We start from the raw sequence: 18974 nt of genomic DNA, 5'->3' as shown, positions 1-18974 counted from the left end.
TTGATACTTCCACTCTCTCATGTTATAATTTCCAAGTAATTTAAAATAATACCACAAGATTATTATTAACCAACAGTCTTTAATTTCATAGATACTAATTTCATAATATATAGGAGTGATACCTTTGAAAAATAGTTTAATAACTTCATTTAAGTTCTTTCTTAATAGACGCAAAATAAATATTCTAAAATCAGATTATCTACAAGATAATGATAAGACTCATAACTTTAAAGATATCAGAAAATTATTTGATATTAGACCTAAAACTGAATATTTCTTAGACGAACAAAGCTTTAACGATTTAGACCTAACTTCAGTATATAAAAAAATTAATAAAACCTATACCACTGCTGGAGAAGCGTCTCTCTATTCACTATTAAGAAATATTATCACCGATGAAATAACACTTAATAACCGTAGTGATTTAATTAACTTTTTTAAAACCAATGAATCTGAAAGAATAAAGCTACAACTGCATTTTTTCAATATGGGTTTTGATAATAAAAATTCTTTTATTGAAATGTTAGAAACTTATCTTAATGTAAATAAAAGCAAATACTATCTATACACATTCTTAGGGAAGATTCTCCCCCTTATTATAATTCTTACAGCTTTATTTACAATGAATGTAAAGTTTATGCTTGTATTGGGTGCGTTGCTATGGATAAACGCCTTTATAAATATGGTAGAAACTAAAAATATTAAGGATACAGGATTAATATACCTTAGAAAATTAATTGTAATTTCTAAGAAAATAAATAATTCTAACATACCAGAATTACAAAAGTACACTACAGACATTGATTATATTTTAAAAAATATAAAGATTATTGATAAGGGTACTCGAGTTATAGGGCTTTCTACTACGTTTGACGGATTATTTGAAGTTATTTCAGTACCATTTTTACTTGAAGAATCTACCTACTATAATCTTAGTAGCCAGCTTACAGATAATAAAGACTTAATTTTAAATCTTTATTATATAATCGGTGAAATTGAAGCTTTAATTTCTATCTCAAGCTATCAGAGCGGACTTAAGGCATCCTATACTAAACCTAAATTTTCTAAGGATATAACTTTAAATATATCTAATGGCATTCATCCACTTGTTAATAACCCTGTTTCAAATTCTATCAAAATGGACAAACATGGCATAATTCTTACTGGAACAAACATGTCTGGGAAATCTACATTTTTAAGAATGCTAGGAATTAATATAGTTTTTGCTCAGAGCTTTAACTTTGTACTAGCTAAAAGCTATGAAAGTTGCTTCTTTAATGTAGTATCCTCAATTAGTCCTAATGATGATGTGACTACTGGTAAAAGCTATTACATGGCGGAGGCTGAATCTCTTCTTCGTATTATAAAAGCTACTGAGAAGCCTCTTCCTATATTCTGCGCTGTTGATGAAATATTTAGGGGTACAAACCCTGTTGAGAGGATTGCCGCTTCAGCTGAGATCTTAAAATATATTAACTCTAAAAAAGTAATTTCAATTGTAGCTACTCACGATAGAGAGCTCGCCGATATTCTTAAAAATAATTATGATTTCTTCTACTTTAGTGAAACTGTAGATAACAACGATGGTCTTTCCTTTGATTACAAACTAAAAAAAGGTGTATCACAAACTAAAAATGCTATAAAACTTTTAAAATACATTGGATACCCTGAAGAAATCGTAGTTAAATCCTTTGAAAGAGCAAAACATATAGAAGGATTTATTTAAATTTTTATATGAAAAAATTTAACCACATAAAAATATATTGTCCAAAAGACGTAACTATCTTTTGGACAATATATTTTTATTTTATTTACTCTTTTTTATTATCTACTAGTTTGCGACTTAAGAAATCAACAATAAATACATTAAGATAATTGAAATTCAAACTAATTAATTATAAACTAGTGAGTTCCTCTTACAATTAGAAATCCATTGTCTGTAATTATTTTTTCTAATCTTTCAGAGTTTGAACATTCCACATCTATGCATAAAGCCATATGTATAACTTCTACATCCTTCTTTTTCAAGACTTTAAGTTTGTCCACCAATTCCTCCTCATACTCCTTACCACACCCATTGCAGTGAAAGAATCCACCTAATGACACTTCCTCCTCCTTATATATTTCGAATGCCTTTTTCTTATTATTAAAAGCATTAAAACACCCTGAACCTGTGCATATGTAACTAACTTTATTACAAACCATAATCCCTATATTTTTCATTCCCAAAACCTCCAAGATATTATTTTTAGATATAAATATAAGATAAACTCACAAATAAATGAGTTTATCTATTTTAAATAATAAACCTTTAAGGAGAAAAATGCTATTTCTTATTATTCTTTTACCTTGTCATTTTCCTTACTAGTGTTGATGTCCAGATTCCTATCATTATAATACCCATAAGAATTTCCATACTTGAGAGAATAATACCACTAATATTGCAAGGCAATAAATTCCCATATCCTACTGTAGAAAAAGTTACTAAACTAAAATGTATACAATATATTATATACTTTATCAAATTGTACATAGAAAAATTTTTTTCTAATGTTGATACATTTATTAAAACACCAGATGTTTCTAGTCCTGTAATCATATATAATATGGCAAATATCAATATAATTAATAAAGATATAATAAAACTTCTATATGGCTTTTCTCCATATCCACAGACAATATTAGATAAATAAGACTTCAATTTCTTCTTACCATGAAGTGTTTTATGAAAAGCTATTTTACTTTGATAAAAACACTTCCCAAATTTACCACTTACATGATTCCTTAAATATTGCTCTCCAAAATCCATATAACTAAAACTTACATTTAAACTTTGAAGTTTATATTTGCAACTACAAGAACTTTTATCTTCATTACATCTATTACAATTTTGATTTTTTTCATAGTTGAATTTCCCTATGTAAGAACCATAATTAAGTTTAGTGTAGGACCTTTCATTAATAAATCTAATATCCATAAAGTCACAAGTATCTTTTATTATACAATCCATCAAATTACAATCATCAATAAATTTAACCTCATGATAACTATTTTTAATTAAATTGCATCCTTTCATAAATGAATCTTTAAATACTATATTAAATAATGTGCTCTCTCTAATATATAATGAAGAAAATTTGCAATTCGTAATTTTTACATCACTTAAACTACAGTTATAAAACGCTAAAAAGCTCATGTTGCTTAATTTGCATTCATTAAAACTACAATTTATAAATATGCAATCCTGAAAAATCACATTACAAAGAGTAATATTATGAAAATTCACTTCTTTAAATTTGCATTTTATATATCTTACATCTTCTAAACCACTCTTTAATTTGTAGTCTTCAATATCTCGAGTAATTATTAAATTCTCATATTCATACTTTATTATTTCATCAAATTTAAAATACATATTACAGTTTACATCTTTTTTCCCATTCATATTATCACCAACATTCTTAGCACTATAGATTATGAACATAATAATAATATATCTATTACTATTATTAATTAAAATTCTTATGCCTTAATATTATTTCTTTATCATTACATATAAACTCTTTTTTTCGTCTTAATTCAACATTTTTTTTGTTATTATATAATTTTGTTCACATTCATGTTATAATTTTTTATAAATAAACTAATTTTCTCGTTATAATGATAATTTAATAATAGTAAAATAATTTTTGTTGATTAGACTACTCTACGTAGTATTAACCATTATTTAAAAATATTAACCAAATATATTTATGTTGGGTGATTTGTATGAATATAAAAAATAAATCTTATTTAAAATTTAATAACTATCAGAATGTACTAGTAATATTATTTTTAGTTTTTTTCTTGTCGCTAATATATCCATGTTCGATTGCAAACGGCTATGATAATTATAACTATAATGAAGTTCTTATTATAACTTCTCAGGATGGACCTATGACTTGGGAATCTAAAATATTAGAAGATTTGAAATCATCTTTAAATATTGCAAATTCAAATATACTATTAACTACTGAATCCTTGTCTATAGCTAACACCGACAAACAATTTCTAGATAAACAAGCTGAACTATGGTCGCTTAAATATTTCAATACTAATTTTGATTTAATCATTGCATTAGATGATGAATCCTTAAATTTTATTGCTTCGTATTATAATAATCAAATATTTTACAATATCCCTGTGCTTTACGGAGGGATTAATGGTGTATCAAAACTTTCTACATATCCATACAATAACTTTGTTGGTGTTATGGAACCCGTAACTGTACGCCCCCTCATAGATTCAATCCTAAAAATTGAGCATGAAGTTTCAACAATAAATATAATTTTAGATAAAACTATCTCTTCCAAACATATTGAAAATCAAATAAGAGCATCTGCACCCTACTATAGTAATGATTTGAATTTTAATTTTATAATTAGTAATTCTATAGAGGACATTTCTTTCAACTTAGAAAAATCCAATAATAATTCACCTTGTATAATTTCAGGCAATTTTAAAAATCAATACGAAACAACACTTTTCCCGAGTGATACTATTAATGCAATTAAATCTTACACAGATGGTAATTTATATACTTTTAGTCAATCCTATATCGGCTCCGGGGTCATTGGTGGACACGTACTACTTGCAAAAAATCATAGCAAACTTATTTATGAAATGGTAACGCTCATTTTATCTGGTGATTCCCTTCCAGATATATCTGGTGTATATGACTTAGAAAATACTTTTATTTTTGATGCTTCAGAAATGTATAATAACAATATATCTATGAAAAACATACCTGAAACTTCAATTATAATTAACGAACATTGGATAAATAAACAGGTATCTAATATTATTACTATAGTTCTTATATTCGTACTAATTACCTGTATTATTATGCTTATAATCCAAACCACAAAGAAGACCAACAATGCTAGAAAATTTCTCATTACAAATCGAAAATACAAGGAAGCCCTTGAAAGTGATAAACTTAAAACTGAGTCTTTAGCTAATTTTTCTCACGAAATTAGAACCTTACTAAATGTTATGTTGTCTGGTTTGCAACTTTTAGATATATATAAGAATAATGGAACCCTTGTTTTCACTAATAAATGTGATGAATCTAAACTTTTATATATTCAAGATAATGGCTTTAGATTACTTAAACTTATTAATAATATAATTGACATTACTAAAATAGATTCCGGATTTTATAATTTAGAATTTGAAATTAAAAATATAGTAGCTGTAATCGAAGATATCACTATGTCTGTAGTTGAATATGCTAGTGATAGAGGTATAACTATTATATTTGATACATATGTAGAAGATATCTATATGCCTCTTGACTGCGAAAAACTTGATAGAATTATGCTAAACCTTATTTCTAACTCAATAAAATTTACTCCTACCGGTGGATATATATATGTAACTTTAGATTGTTCTAAAGCCTCAGTATCCGTATCTGTAAAAGATACCGGAATTGGTATACCAAAGGAACATCAACTAAATATATTTGATAGATTTTCTCAAGTCAAAAGTTCGTCTTCAAAGGTTAATGAAGGTAGTGGAATTGGACTTGCCCTTGTTAAATCCTTAGTTGATCTTTTAGATGGATCTATTTCGCTTAGCAGCGAATTAGGCGAAGGTTGTGAATTTAAATTTACCCTCCCAATAAAAGAAGTTTGTACGAAAAACCAGGAATCTGAAACCTATATTTCTAAAAATGTGATTAGTAAAGACCAGAATTTAATTGTAGAATTTTCAGATATAGATTCTTATCTTAATATGTAAAAGCTGCCTCAAAAATTGAATATGTTTTAACTCTCTATTAAAACATAAATCAATGAATTTGAGACAGCTTATTTTTATATGCTACCTAGTTTCCTACCTATATACTGTTAAAATATCTTCTTAACCTTCATATTAACAGTAGACACAATCCTCCATAATTTTTTTCTAATACTTTTTATAATTTTATTTCTTCTTTTCCCTTAACATGTTCCTTCCATGCATATAGTACTAAAGATACACAAATTACCCCATAGGCAACAAACACTCTAAAATACTCTCCGATTTGAGCATTATTAAATAAATTTTTTCCTGCTGTTGGTGATACAATAAACATTGTATGGAAGAGAATTACACCCAATATAGCCTGTTTATTTGTAGCCTTAGATACGGTTGCCCCACCTATAAGAATTGCAGCTATTGCAAACATTCCAACTTGCTCATGACTTCCGTAGGTATTTAATGTTCCTATATTTTGTAGGAATATAAGTTGTCCCCAAGCAGCTAATACTGTAGATATAATAATAGCCTTTATTCTAGTTTTATTAACATTTATACCAGAAGCATTTGCTACTGTAGGATTTTGACCAACGGTTCTGAAATCCTGACCCAACTTTGTTTTGAAAATCAATTTATTAAATATGCATAGTGCCACTATAACAAGCATAGTTACAATAGGCACACTAACATAATCTAAAAGTGTTGCAACACTTGTTATTTGACATGCTATGAAAATTACCAAACATAGTACTGCTCTAATAATTGGAGTCTTTAAGTTATCTCTCTTCTTCCTCACTAAGCAATAGATAATCCAAGTTGCAAAAACAACTACACCCACAAGAGCCGCATTATATACAACATAATAAAGTGATTTGTTTAGTATATTATCTAAAGCATATTTAATTCCACCATTTAAATCTACTGTATTTTTAATTCCAATTCCGCCATTTATCATAAGCACTGGATTCTTCATTGGAATTAAGGTCCCTACTAAGAATAAAAATAAAAGCTGATATAATCCATTAGCAAAAAAACCAAGTATCATACTTGTTATCATTTCTTGCCCCTTAGTTTTATTCAATAGTTTTCCTGTGAAATATCCAAAGATTATAGCTATTGGGGTTGTAACCACAACACAAACAATAAAACCCCAAAGTCCATTAATTCCAAAATGAGTAACTCCAATTATTACTATTTGAGCTGCCATAGCTCCTAATACAATAGCAAAGTTAAGTCCCATACCAGCAATTACTGGTATTATTAAAGCAAGAACTATAAACGAGTTTCTAGCCACCCTTGCCATTAATTCATTTAACACCAATGAAAGCGGTTGTCCTGAAATGCTCAACCCGCCTAGACATAAAATTATGAAAAGTATGGTTACCATATTATTAAATATATAATCCTTTAACTTACTACCCAAATTACCTTTACTCATTGGTTACACCTCCCTTAGCTTTTGTTAACGCATAAATAATGATACCTTGACTAACTATTATCCTAATAATCTCAGATAGATTACTTTCAATCATTTGATTTATTACAGGAAGCCCTACTGTTAGCAAGCCTTGAAATAATAATGTTCCTATTATTACATGTGAAATCTTAGCTTTTGTTGTAGATGCTCCACCTATAAGAATTGCTGATACTGCTGCAAATCCCATCATCATAGGTGCTTGATATAACTGTATGAATCCATAGCTTTGAGAATATATCATTATCCCTACCGATCCTAAAGCCGTTGATATTATAGTTCCTATAATTCTCATTTTATCAACTGGTATTGCAGATGCTCTTGCAAATTTAGGGTTTTCTCCAGCCGCAGACATCATAACCCCCGTTTTTGTCTTTAAGAATATCCACATTATTACGCATCCTATAAAAAACACTAATAATAATCCCGTAGGTATATTTACGCCACCAACCTTAAAGGACCAAAATCCATCTAAAATTTTAGCATACCGATCTTCTAATGTTATGGTTGTTCTTAGTCCTGTTCCTATAGGCCATCGTAGTTCAAGACTCTTAAATGGCATTAATAACCATCCTATACACATTAAAGATATTGCTGAAAATCCTGCATATGTGGCTATCATCATTTCTGATCCTTTAACCTTATTAAGAAGTAGACCATATAGATATCCAAATAGTATAGCAATTGGTATACCTATTAATGTTCCTGCAACAAATCCCATCCCTCCTCGTAAATTCATCTCTATGCTTACAAGTCCACCTATTATCCCCGCAAGTATCCCTATAGGTAGTCCAAAATTCAGTCCAATTCCACATAGTATAGCCGGAACCATAGCGAGAACTAAAATACCATTCATTCCAAATCTAACCAAAATATCTGAAACTAGCATAGGCAATGATAAATTTAAAGGTATCGCAAGCATACATAGTAATATGAAAAATGCCGCAATTATAATATTGGGTAATCCTACGGATTCTATAAATTTCTTAAATTTTGCCTTCATATTTCATCAACTCCTTGCTCTGTAGGTATTTCTAATCCTGACATCAATAATCCAAAGTTAGCATCCTTATCCTGTGGTTTTAGTATTCCTGCAACCTTACCTTCTGTAATAATAGCAATCCTATCACATATACTTCTTAACTCTGCAAGCTCACTAGATGTAATAACTATAGTCATACCGTTTTCTTTATTAAGTTTTACTAAAGTATCAAGAACTAATTTTTTAGCCCCTATATCTATACCTCTAGTAGGCTCCGATACTAATAAAATATTCGGATTTAACGCAAGCGCTCTAGCTATACACACCTTCTGTTGATTCCCTCCACTTAAACTCTTAGTGTGTTGTGTAGGGCCTGTACATCTTATATCTAAGTTTTTAATCATGCTATCTGCATAAGACCTTATAGCCTTATTGTCTCTGAACTTCATAAATCCTACTGACTTAAAAAACTTATTCTTTATCTCCATAGCTGTAACCGCAATATTAAGTTCAATAGAGCTATCTAACAAAAGCCCAACGCCTCTTCGATCTTCCGATACGAAAGCTAATCCTCGATCCAATGATGCCTTTGGATTGTTAAGAGTTAAATTATATCCATCAAGAATTACCTCACCTTCAGATGGATATAGTCCCATTATTCCATTGGCTACTCCAATCTTACCTTGACCTGCCAAGCCTCCAAGCCCTATTATTTCACCTTCAAATATATCTAAATTTATATCTTTTACTCGCTCTCCTGGCATATCGACTTTTAATTCCTTCAATGTAAGGATTTTTTTTCTTTCTTCATTTGAATCATCTGTCTTTTCCTTTTGCACTATTTCAAGCGCTCTTCCTACCATAAGTTCAGCCAGCTGAATTACATTAGTAGATGATTTTTCTAATGTCTTTACATGTTCTCCATCTCTTAAAACTGTAATATTATCAGCAATAGCCATAACCTCATCTAATCTATGGGTTATAAACATTATTGCTATTCCTCTATTTGCAAGTACCTTCATAGTATCCATTAATCTTTCAGCTTCACTCTCTGTAAGTACTGCTGTAGGTTCATCGAAAACCAAGACTTTAAGACTACTTTTATCTATCTCTCTAGCAATCTCTACAAACTGCATATACCCAACTGGTAAGCTAGATACGTATGTCAATTCCCCAATGCCTATCCCAATGGTGTCTAATGCCTTTCTTGCATCTTCATTCATTGTTTTGTAATCTAAGTTTCGAAGATTCTTACCAAAGATTTTACTTGAAACCGTTGGTTTTGTTACTTCTCTATTTATTTTAATATTTTCAGTCACTGTAAATCCTGGTATAAGCATAAATTCTTGGTGCACCATACCTATTCCAAGCTCCATAGCATCCTTAGGTGATTTTATTGATATTTTCTTCTCATCTAAAAAAACTTCTCCTTCAAATCCACCTGTATTATGTATTACAGGCATTCCAAACATTATGTTCATAAGGGTAGATTTCCCTGCTCCATTCTCACCTAAAAGAGCATGAATTTCACCTGGTTTTATCCTTAAATCAATTCCCTTTAACACTAAATTACCAAAGTAATTTTTCTTAATATTTTCCATACGAAGCACATATTCATTCATAAAATTTTATCCCCCCATTCTAGTGGTAAATCTCACCTCATGTACATTATCTGTTTAATACACTCTTATAATAAACACTGCTATAAAATGAATTTTTGCAACCCTATTTATGTGTTTTTAAAAATCTTCAAGGAGTTTTCTCCTTGAAGATTCATTTGTTTTAGAAATTTACATAGTCTGATAAAATTAAATAATAATTTTCATATGATTTCCCTGTAGCTTCATCTTTATATGGAGTAACAGTCATCTTACCTTCTATTTTACTATTTAATATTTCAGTTAGCTTAGCCTTATCATTTTTACCATTAGTTTTTCCCTCTAAATATGCCATAGCATATTCTGTTCCTGCTTCAACAAATAACATATTTACTGGTACTGGCCATGTAGAGAATCTTCCTTCTCCACCTTTAGCTTTAATTTTTATTCCAATTTGTTCAACTATATAATCTACATCACCTTTTTTATCATCCGGAATTTCAATACCTAATGCGCCTGGATAAGCATGGTATGGAGATGGACAACATTGTTGTGGCATAATTGCTCCACCAGCTAATGTTGATTTTATAAGAGGTTCTTGCATTGAACAGTTTGTTGAAAAGAATGCTGTATCTTTTCCAAACTCTGCAATTTTTCTAGGAACATCTTCTAATATAAATTGCTGTGCCCCTGGTACACCTGCATCTCCAGTTGGATCTGGTGCTGTTGCATCTACGAACTGTATTCCTGCTTTTTCGCAAGATTCTTTTAGCAACTCTCTTCTTTGTGCAAGCAATTGATATGACATATGCCTTGGGAATGAATAATGTACGAAAGTTTTTGCTCCTTGTTTTTTAGCTTGAGCTATTATAGTTGTTCCCATTCCAAGCTCATCAGCTTGTAGTATTACATCTGCTTTTCCACCTATCATAGCTGGATCTTCTCCAGGAACTCCAGCTATAAATAGCATATCTGGATTCTTTTCTCTTACCTTATCAATAGCTGCTGATGCTCCTGGCACGGCTTGTACAAATACTATAGCCTTAACATCAGGATCTGCTGCTAAACTAAGTGTATTTGCAATTGTTGTCTCCTGCTCCTTCATAAAGCCATCTGGATATGTTTGTAGTACTATCTTATCTCCATAAAGCTTTTTCATCTCTTCAGCTGCCCTGTATTCCTCTTCACCTTGCGAAACAGTACCTGTGATTATCCCTATTTTGTACTTTTTCTCCTGTGGTTTATTGTCTCCGCCAGTAGTCGGACTTTTCGGTGTGCACCCTACTATACCTAGAGCCATAACTCCAGCTAAAATAGTTGCTAATAACTTCTTTTTCATAGCACGCCTCCTTAATTTTATTAGTAATGTATATTTATATGCGAGCTTGTTTATTACAATATATAAACATATTTTAAATCAACGCGAAAAAACTACCCCAAAGTTGATTTTCAACTTTGGGGTAGTCCTATTTATTAACTTTAATTCTAGTGGTTACACTAATTATTTTAGATAAGCCATATGAAAACAAATAATAAATCAAAGTAATTTAGCATACTGACTTATTTATTTCTTAAAGATGCCTAAGTATTAATTATATACATTTCTATATTTTAAAAGAACTTTTAAGTGAAACAATTCTATTAAATACTAATTTATCTTCTGCAGAGTATTTAGAATCTACATTAAAATATCCATGTCTAAAGAATTGGAAGCTATCACCTGTTTTCACGGTCTTCATATCAGCTTCAACAAATCCTTGTAAAACTTCTAATGAATTTGGATTTATACATTCTAAGAATGTTTTATTCTCATCCATTTCTTCATCTAGTATTAATGGTTCATATAATCTAAATTCTGCTGGTATAGATGCCGTAGCATCAACCCAGTGTATTGTTCCTTTAACTTTTCTTCCAGTAAATCCACTACCACTTTTAGTTTCTACATCATAGGTACAGTGAATTTCTGTAACTTTTCCATTTTCATCTTTAACAAAGTCATTGCACTTTATAAAATACGCGCCCTTAAGTCTAACTTCATTTCCCGGGAACAATCTGAAATACTTTTTAGGTGGTTCCTCCATAAAGTCTTCTTCTTCTATATAGATTTCCCTTGAGAATGGAACCATTCTTTTTCCCATAGATGGATCATCTTGATTATTTTCGATCTCTAGCATTTCCACTTCGCCCTCTGGATAGTTTGTTATAACAACTTTTAAAGGTCTTATAACACCCATAGTTCTCGGTGTTTTCGCGCTTAAATCTTCTCTTATAAAATACTCAAGTAACTGCTCATCAACTGTGCTATCATTCTTAGCCACTCCGATTTCTCTACAGAATTTACGTATTGCTTCTGGAGTATATCCCCTTCTTCTAAGACCCGCAATGGTAGGCATTCTTGGATCATCCCATCCATCAACAATGCCTTCATCAACCAAAGCTTTAAGTTTTCTCTTACTCATTACTGTATTTGTAATATTAAGTCTTGCAAACTCTATTTGCCTTGGAATTTCTTTCATTTCACACGCTTCTATAACCCAATCATAAAGCGGCCTGTGTGCTTCAAATTCTAATGTACATATCGAATGTGTTATTCCTTCTATTGCATCTTCTAATGGATGTGCAAAATCATACATTGGATATACACACCACTTATCTCCTGTATTGTGATGAGTTGTATGTGATGTACGATATATTATTGGATCTCTCATATTAATATTGGGAGAACTCATATCTATCTTAGCTCTTAGAACCTTTTCGCCATCCTTAAATTCGCCATTTCTCATACGTTCAAATAAATCTAAGTTATCTTCAACACTTCTATCTCTATAAGGGCTCTCCTTCCCTGGTGCAGTAAGAGTTCCCCTGTATTCTTTCATTTCATCTGCAGTTAAATCACATACAAATGCTAACCCTTTTTTAATTAATAAAACTGCTCTATCATATATTTCTTCAAAATAATCTGAAGCAAAATATAAATTATCCCACTGAAATCCAAGCCACTCTATGTCACCCTTTATAGATTCAACATACTCAGTATCTTCTTTTGTTGGATTCGTATCATCAAATCTTAGATTTGTTTTACCTTTAAACTCATCTGCAAGTTCAAAGTTTAAAACTATAGATTTTGCATGTCCTATATGTAAGTACCCGTTTGGTTCTGGTGGAAAACGAGTAATTATACTATCATGTTTATTACTCTGTAAGTCCTCCACCACTATTCTCTTAATAAAATTAGAAGATGTATTTCCTACATTGTCTCCCATAATAATCACTTCCCTTTTCTATTTTTAGATAATGCCTCTTCAAAATGAATAAGTCAGTCTCCTTGTCTATTTTAAGTAATACTACATCAGTATACCCCTTAGGTAGTTTTACTATCTAAGGAACCTATTTACCTGCCTAACCCAAAATATCCTTCATAGCCTTTACTTATTACATGTTTTAAAATGCCTAAGATTACTCTATAAATCATATGCTTCTATTATAGCATTATTATGTAGATAATAAAGATGTTAAAGTATCTTTATATATTACATACTGAAGGTGTAATGCTCTAGTTAAAGCCACATACAACAATTTTTTATCTAAATCTGCACTATTATAATTTTTATCATCACAGTCATATATAATAGTTGCATCAAATTCTAGTCCTTTAGTCATATAACTTGGTATTACTAGATTTTCTATTTCTAATCCCGTCTGGTTTTCCTGTATTAAATCCCATTTATACTTTGATTTCTTCTTTAGTGATTTATAAACATCCTCACATTGTTCATAGGTTTTACAAATTACTGCTATAGTTTTTTTACCCTTACTATAAACTTCTTCAACTATAGAATCAACTATATCCCACTCTAAGTTTTTCCCATCAGCCTTAATTATCTTAGGTATATCACCATGTCTTAATATAGGTATTGCAGGTTTTATATTTAAATTTTGTTTCTCTAAAACTCTATTTGCAAACTCTATTATTTCAACTGTAGATCTATAACTCTGAGATAAGGTTATATATGTTGCATCTTCGTCAAACACCTTTTCTATTAAGCCTTCCCAAGAACTTATACCTTTATAGTTATAAATCCCTTGACCTATATCTCCTACTATTGTAAGCGAATTATTCTTTGATATTTCTCTTAGTATATGAAATTGTAACAAGCTATAATCTTGCGCCTCATCAATTACAGTATGCATATAGTTCTCTTCAACTATACCTTCAATTTTAATTTGTAGATATGTTATAGCTGTTAAGTCATCACCATCAATCTCTTTATTTTTCAGATTACTATTAATTTCATCTCTCATATAATGATATAGCTTTTTAGGTATACAATTATCTGTTATAGATTCGAAGAGTTTCTCATCATTATATAATTCTATATAACTATCAATGACATTTATATTTTTCCAACTTTTAAAGAATTCTTTTAAGCTTTTCGTACCTTTAGCTTTTAGCTTTCCAATTATTTCATCTCTTTCATCATATGTTTTTATTATCTCTTTTCTCTTATCCTCTTCTGAAACTCCACTTTCCCCTTTTATTTTTCTGATTTTAAAGAAATATGTATTCTCTATCTCTGCCTTCATTTCTTCTAATCTATTTTTTAATTTACCCTTAAAATATTTATTTATCTCATCTTTTCTTTTGTTAATAGGTAACTTAGTTAAATCTTTTCTATATAATCTCTTAATCTCTTTTGCCGTAAATAGTGGATATCCATCAATTAGTATATCCTCAACTTCCACATTTTTTATTTCTAAATGCCTTATAAATCTATCCATTATAGTTTTATAGGTCATTGTGCCTTTTATCTTGCTAGATGCCTTAATATATTTTACTTTTTCATCTTCGCCACATTCTATTATTGATGATAATTTCTTATCCTTAGTTATTATCTTATATTTCGTATTTACTATTTTTCTACATAGATTTTCAAAGGTAGCTTGCTTTACATTACTAACTCCCAGATTAGGAAGAATATCTGAAATGTAATCTAGGAACAATTCATTTGGTGCTACCACTAAAATATTCATATTGTCCATTTCATCTCCATAGGTATATACAAGATATGCAAGTCTATGGAGTGCTACCGTAGTCTTCCCAGATCCCGCTGACCCTTGAATTATTATAGGCTTATTCTTATATGCTCTAATAATTTCATTTTGCTCCCTTTGGATAGTATTTACTACATCCTTCAACTTCTTATTCATATTTTGCTCTAGATTTAATTTAAGAAACTCATCTACAAGTTCTTCCCCATCCTCTGAAGTTGGTACAATTAGCTCATTTACCCCTTCATCAAAAATGTTAATAAGCTCACCATTTCTAGTCTGAAATTTTCGCTTTAAAAGTAACTCTCCTTTTATCTCCCCTATTGGTGCCATATATGACGATTCTCCAAAGGTTCCACTATAATATAAGTTTGCAAGTGGGGCTCTCCAATCAATGATTACTTCTTCATTTTTAGTTTCATCAATGATACCAAACTTTCCAATATAAAAACTCTCCGTATCTCTTAAGAGTTCCTTAAAATCTACTCTTGCGAAATAAGGATTATCTTTACTCTCACTGTATTTATGTAGATTTTTATCAACATATGCTTGCAATGTTTGAGCTATAACCAAATCGTTGTCAAAAGCACTTCCTGCTGATTTCTTAAGTCTAGCAACTTTTTCCTCATATTCATCATGTTTTTTTTCTGTCTTATTAAGTTCTTCACATATCCATTTTTTCGTACTACTAAATTTCATTTCTTCTTTCAAACTTTCTTCTTTATTGATTGTCATACATTATCACCTCTCACTTCTTATATTATGTAATTCTATTTTAATATCAAAGAAAATTAGACCTCAATATATCATATCTTACCTTTAAATAGATAGAAGGTGAGCTTTGTATAATAAGAAGTCTACTTAAAATAATACATTTGCAAGTTGCTTATGTATTATACATCATAACCCCAAAAATTAATAGAACTTTCTTACTATTTATTATCAATTAACATCTTTTTCATTCAAGGGCAATTGCAATTATAACGGGAAGATAGCATTAAAATATTGTTAAAAATAGGGAGAGTCGATAAGTTTGTATAAAACAAACTCATCGACCCTCCCTTTATGTTAATTTAAGCTAAACTATACTCTTGTTGATAGAAATGCTACTAAATTGTTTGTTGTAGCCATATCTTTTCTCTCTAGATCTGTTGGTTGAAGTTTTATTCCAAAAACTTCTTCAATTTTTAGAAGCACTTCTATAATTCCTAGTGAATCCAATAATCCTGATTCAAATAAATCTAAGTCTAAATCCTCTCTTATCTCATCAGTACCTGTTACTTCTTCAAATATATCTAATACCTTTTCTTGCATAATTATTTCCTCCTAAATTATAAGTTTATTATTTTCTTACATAGCCATATCTAAAATCTTATTTTATGCTTTCAATTTTACATCACTTTCTTACTAATTTCTAGTGAAATAAATATCCTGAGAATATTAGAAGTCCAAAACATGCTACATGGAAATTAAGTACAATCTGCACTCTTTGGAACCATACTTCCTTTTTATGCTTTTTATAATATTTAGATTTTCTCTGTAATATATCAGTAAGAACCAATACTCCACCTTGATAAAGTCCATATATAATATAAAACACCTCAAGTCCGTGCCAAATTCCCATTACAAGCATTGTTATCATCTGCGCAAAGTGAGAAGCTTGAAATCTAGTCTTAAATCTCTTCTTTCTCATTGAGCTCAGAACAATTCTTGAATATAAATAATCTCCAAACCATCTTGAAAGGGATATATGCCATCTTGCCCAGAACTCCTTCATATCCTTACTTAAGAAAGGCTTATTAAAGTTGTCTGGTGTTTTAATCCCAAGAATATAGCTTGTTCCTACTGCAAAGGAACTATACCCTGCAAAGTCAAAGAATAAATATAAACTATATGCATACATATAATTCCATGAGTTTAAGAAGGTTATATCTGCTGGAATTTTACTCATCCACATTGTATTTATAATATATGCTATTACAAATTTATATCCAAGACCTATTATTATCTTTCTAATACCAATATATAGATATTCATCTACATATTTATCCTTCGGTATTATTGTATTTAAGTCTTCTTCAAATCTTCTATATCTATCAATTGGTCCTGAACTTAGTGTTGGGAAAAACAGAATAAAATATACAAAGGTTGAAAGTTTCACTTCCTTTATAACTCCATCATATATCTCTATTATCATCTGTATTGCCTTAAAGTTAAGATATGATAACCCTATAAACCCAATTGGCCCAAAACTAACCTTTACTGATAACTTTGTTATTATTATAGGTACCATAGATAAAAACAATGCTAAGTAATATAGGAATTTATTATCAGTCCTTTTACGTATCGATAAGTATCCATATACTACAATCAGTTCTCCTATGAAAAACATTATAAATAATATTATATTTATTGATCCTGTTCCTACGATAATACCCACCATAAGTATTGATATTACTATTCCATAAGGCTTTATATTTTTCTGCCTTAAACCTAAAATTATGGCTGGTATAAAGGAAAGTATCAATATATAAAGATAGAGATAATCTCCATATTGTGATAATTTCATTATTTAACTTCCTCCATGAGCTTCTTTCTGTCTATTTTCCCATTAGTGTTTATTGGAAATTCCTTCAACACTTTAATATTCCTTGGAATCATATAAGAAGGTATATATTTTTTTAATTCATTCTTTATTATTATAGAATTTTTAAGGCTACTTAATCCATTCTCTTCATTTAGTGTTACAAAACTTGCTAAGTGAGATATTTTACCTTCTCTATACGCAGGAAAAACAACACAATTATTCACATTTTCTACTCTTCTTAGATTATTTTCTATATCCTCAAGTTCTATCCTGAATCCATTTAATTTTATTTGAAAGTCTTTTCTTCCACAGTAATAGATTACTCCATTTTCAAAATATCCTATATCTCCAGTTCTATACCCCTGCATTAATGTTCTATTTACATCTTCTGTAAAAAATACTTTTTTAGTCATTTCTTCATTATTGAAATATCCTTTACTTATACTATTTCCTATTGCAATAAGTTCTCCCTTTTCTCCCTCTGGTAAGCTTTTCCCATCTGCATCAACAATTTTAAGAATTGCACCTGTCATTGGATATCCTATTGGTATTTCTCTAGTATCCTCTAACATTTCTCTTGTCACATCAATAGCCGATAAAAGTACAGTCCCTTCTGTTGGTCCATATCCATTTATCATTCTAACCCCTGGGAATCTATCCATAAGCTCACTTATCAATTTCTTTGATAACACTTCACCTGCAAAGAAGAATGTTTCAAGGCTTGGCATAAGCTCCTTATTGAAGGTGCTATCCTTAATACACATCTCTGCTAAAGCCGGTGTTGAAATCCAAGTTTTTATCTTTGAGTCATTTAAAGCCTTAAACAAAGTCTTAAAGTCTTCTAATGTATTTTTAGATAAACTAAATAATGTTTTCCCATGAATAAGCCCCAAGTAAATTGGCATAACTGATACATCAAAAGAATAAGATACTTGGTTCATTATCACATCATCCACTTCATCTAGTTCCATATACTTCTCAAACCAACTAATAAATGAATGAAGGTTATTACTGCTTATCTGAACACCCTTAGGCTTTCCAGTACTCCCTGAAGTAAATAGTATGTATGCATTCTCATCATCCTTTACCCATGTATCTTCAGATATAACTTTATCCTTATACTTATCTATTATGCTTATTAAATCATCTTTGCTGTATAAATTATAGTCTCCGATTTTTTCTTCTGTAAAGTTTATTACAACTTTAGCATTTACCTCTTCTATTACCTGTTTTACTCTTTCCACAGGGAATGTAACATCTAGTGGAATATATGCCCTTCCTGATTTTAATGCTGCCATCATTAAAATTAATATCAAGTTTTCTTTATTTCCATGAATGACTATAGGTGTTCTATCGCTTCCATACTTATCTAATAAATAAGCTGCCCAAGCATCAGACTTTCTATCTAGTTCATCGTAAGTTAATTTTTCACCATCACAAAGTACTGCTAGTCTTTGCATCTTTGCGTATTCTTTTATTTTAAGTAGTATATTCATCTTTTTACCC

At 30.1% G+C, this 18974-nt stretch carries 13 protein-coding genes; 2 read left to right on the top strand and 11 right to left on the bottom strand.

Translation table 11 applies throughout. The features are described from left to right. Window positions 1-124 precede the first annotated feature (124 nt). Window positions 125-1726 carry a DNA mismatch repair protein MutS gene (locus RSA29_RS11145; protein WP_346942910.1) on the top strand — a complete coding sequence of 534 codons (1602 nt, stop codon included), beginning with the start codon at window positions 125-127 and terminating at the stop codon, window positions 1724-1726. A gap of 176 nt (window positions 1727-1902) precedes the next feature. On the opposite strand, the gene RSA29_RS11140 is transcribed toward RSA29_RS11145, so the two are convergent. Next, window positions 1903-2223: a CGGC domain-containing protein gene (locus RSA29_RS11140; protein ID WP_346942911.1), complete on the bottom strand. Its 321-nt coding sequence runs from the start codon at window positions 2221-2223 to the stop codon at window positions 1903-1905. A 121-nt stretch (window positions 2224-2344) separates the two neighbouring features. Then, window positions 2345-3484 carry a pentapeptide repeat-containing protein gene (locus tag RSA29_RS11135; RefSeq protein ID WP_346942912.1) on the bottom strand — a complete coding sequence of 380 codons (1140 nt, stop codon included), beginning with the start codon at window positions 3482-3484 and terminating at the stop codon, window positions 2345-2347. Between the two features lie 284 nt (window positions 3485-3768). Here RSA29_RS11135 and RSA29_RS11130 point away from each other — a divergent pair, with 284 nt between their 5' ends. Then, complete coding sequence (locus tag RSA29_RS11130) at window positions 3769-5781, top strand: HAMP domain-containing sensor histidine kinase (RefSeq protein WP_346942913.1); 2013 nt, start codon at window positions 3769-3771, stop codon at window positions 5779-5781. A 175-nt stretch (window positions 5782-5956) separates the two neighbouring features. Here RSA29_RS11130 and RSA29_RS11125 read toward each other — a convergent pair whose 3' ends face one another. From RSA29_RS11125 to dltA, 9 genes are all read right to left on the bottom strand, one after another. After that, a complete protein-coding gene (locus tag RSA29_RS11125; protein ID WP_346942914.1) occupies window positions 5957-7216 on the bottom strand; it encodes an ABC transporter permease in 1260 nt (419 codons plus the stop codon). Further along, window positions 7209-8255 carry an ABC transporter permease gene (locus RSA29_RS11120; RefSeq protein WP_346942915.1) on the bottom strand — a complete coding sequence of 349 codons (1047 nt, stop codon included), beginning with the start codon at window positions 8253-8255 and terminating at the stop codon, window positions 7209-7211. The genes RSA29_RS11125 and RSA29_RS11120 overlap by 8 nt, the downstream gene beginning before the upstream one ends. Then, on the bottom strand, window positions 8252-9856 hold the full coding sequence (locus RSA29_RS11115) for a sugar ABC transporter ATP-binding protein (protein ID WP_346942916.1): 1605 nt from the start codon (window positions 9854-9856) through the stop codon (window positions 8252-8254). Before RSA29_RS11115 ends, RSA29_RS11120 begins: the two co-directional genes overlap by 4 nt. A gap of 160 nt (window positions 9857-10016) precedes the next feature. Further along, a complete protein-coding gene (locus tag RSA29_RS11110; protein ID WP_346933787.1) occupies window positions 10017-11171 on the bottom strand; it encodes a DUF3798 domain-containing protein in 1155 nt (384 codons plus the stop codon). Between the two features lie 265 nt (window positions 11172-11436). Then, on the bottom strand, window positions 11437-13095 hold the full coding sequence (locus RSA29_RS11105; protein ID WP_346942917.1) for a glutamine--tRNA ligase/YqeY domain fusion protein: 1659 nt from the start codon (window positions 13093-13095) through the stop codon (window positions 11437-11439). A 229-nt stretch (window positions 13096-13324) separates the two neighbouring features. Beyond that, window positions 13325-15616 carry an RNA polymerase recycling motor HelD gene (gene helD / locus RSA29_RS11100; RefSeq protein ID WP_346942918.1) on the bottom strand — a complete coding sequence of 764 codons (2292 nt, stop codon included), beginning with the start codon at window positions 15614-15616 and terminating at the stop codon, window positions 13325-13327. 348 nt (window positions 15617-15964) lie between these two features. Then, complete coding sequence (gene dltC / locus RSA29_RS11095) at window positions 15965-16195, bottom strand: D-alanine--poly(phosphoribitol) ligase subunit DltC (RefSeq protein WP_346942919.1); 231 nt, start codon at window positions 16193-16195, stop codon at window positions 15965-15967. A 100-nt stretch (window positions 16196-16295) separates the two neighbouring features. Then, a complete protein-coding gene (dltB, locus tag RSA29_RS11090; protein ID WP_346942920.1) occupies window positions 16296-17450 on the bottom strand; it encodes a D-alanyl-lipoteichoic acid biosynthesis protein DltB in 1155 nt (384 codons plus the stop codon). Continuing rightward, window positions 17450-18964 (bottom strand): D-alanine--poly(phosphoribitol) ligase subunit DltA, encoded by a 1515-nt coding sequence (gene dltA, locus RSA29_RS11085; protein ID WP_346942921.1) that lies wholly within the window; start codon window positions 18962-18964, stop codon window positions 17450-17452. Before dltA ends, dltB begins: the two co-directional genes overlap by 1 nt. Window positions 18965-18974 lie beyond the last annotated feature (10 nt).

Source organism: Clostridium sp. (genome assembly GCF_036660475.1).
GTDB lineage: Bacteria > Bacillota > Clostridia > Clostridiales > Clostridiaceae > Clostridium_J.
Note: the sequence above shows the minus strand (reverse complement) of the source record. Positions and strands in the feature narration are given on the sequence as shown.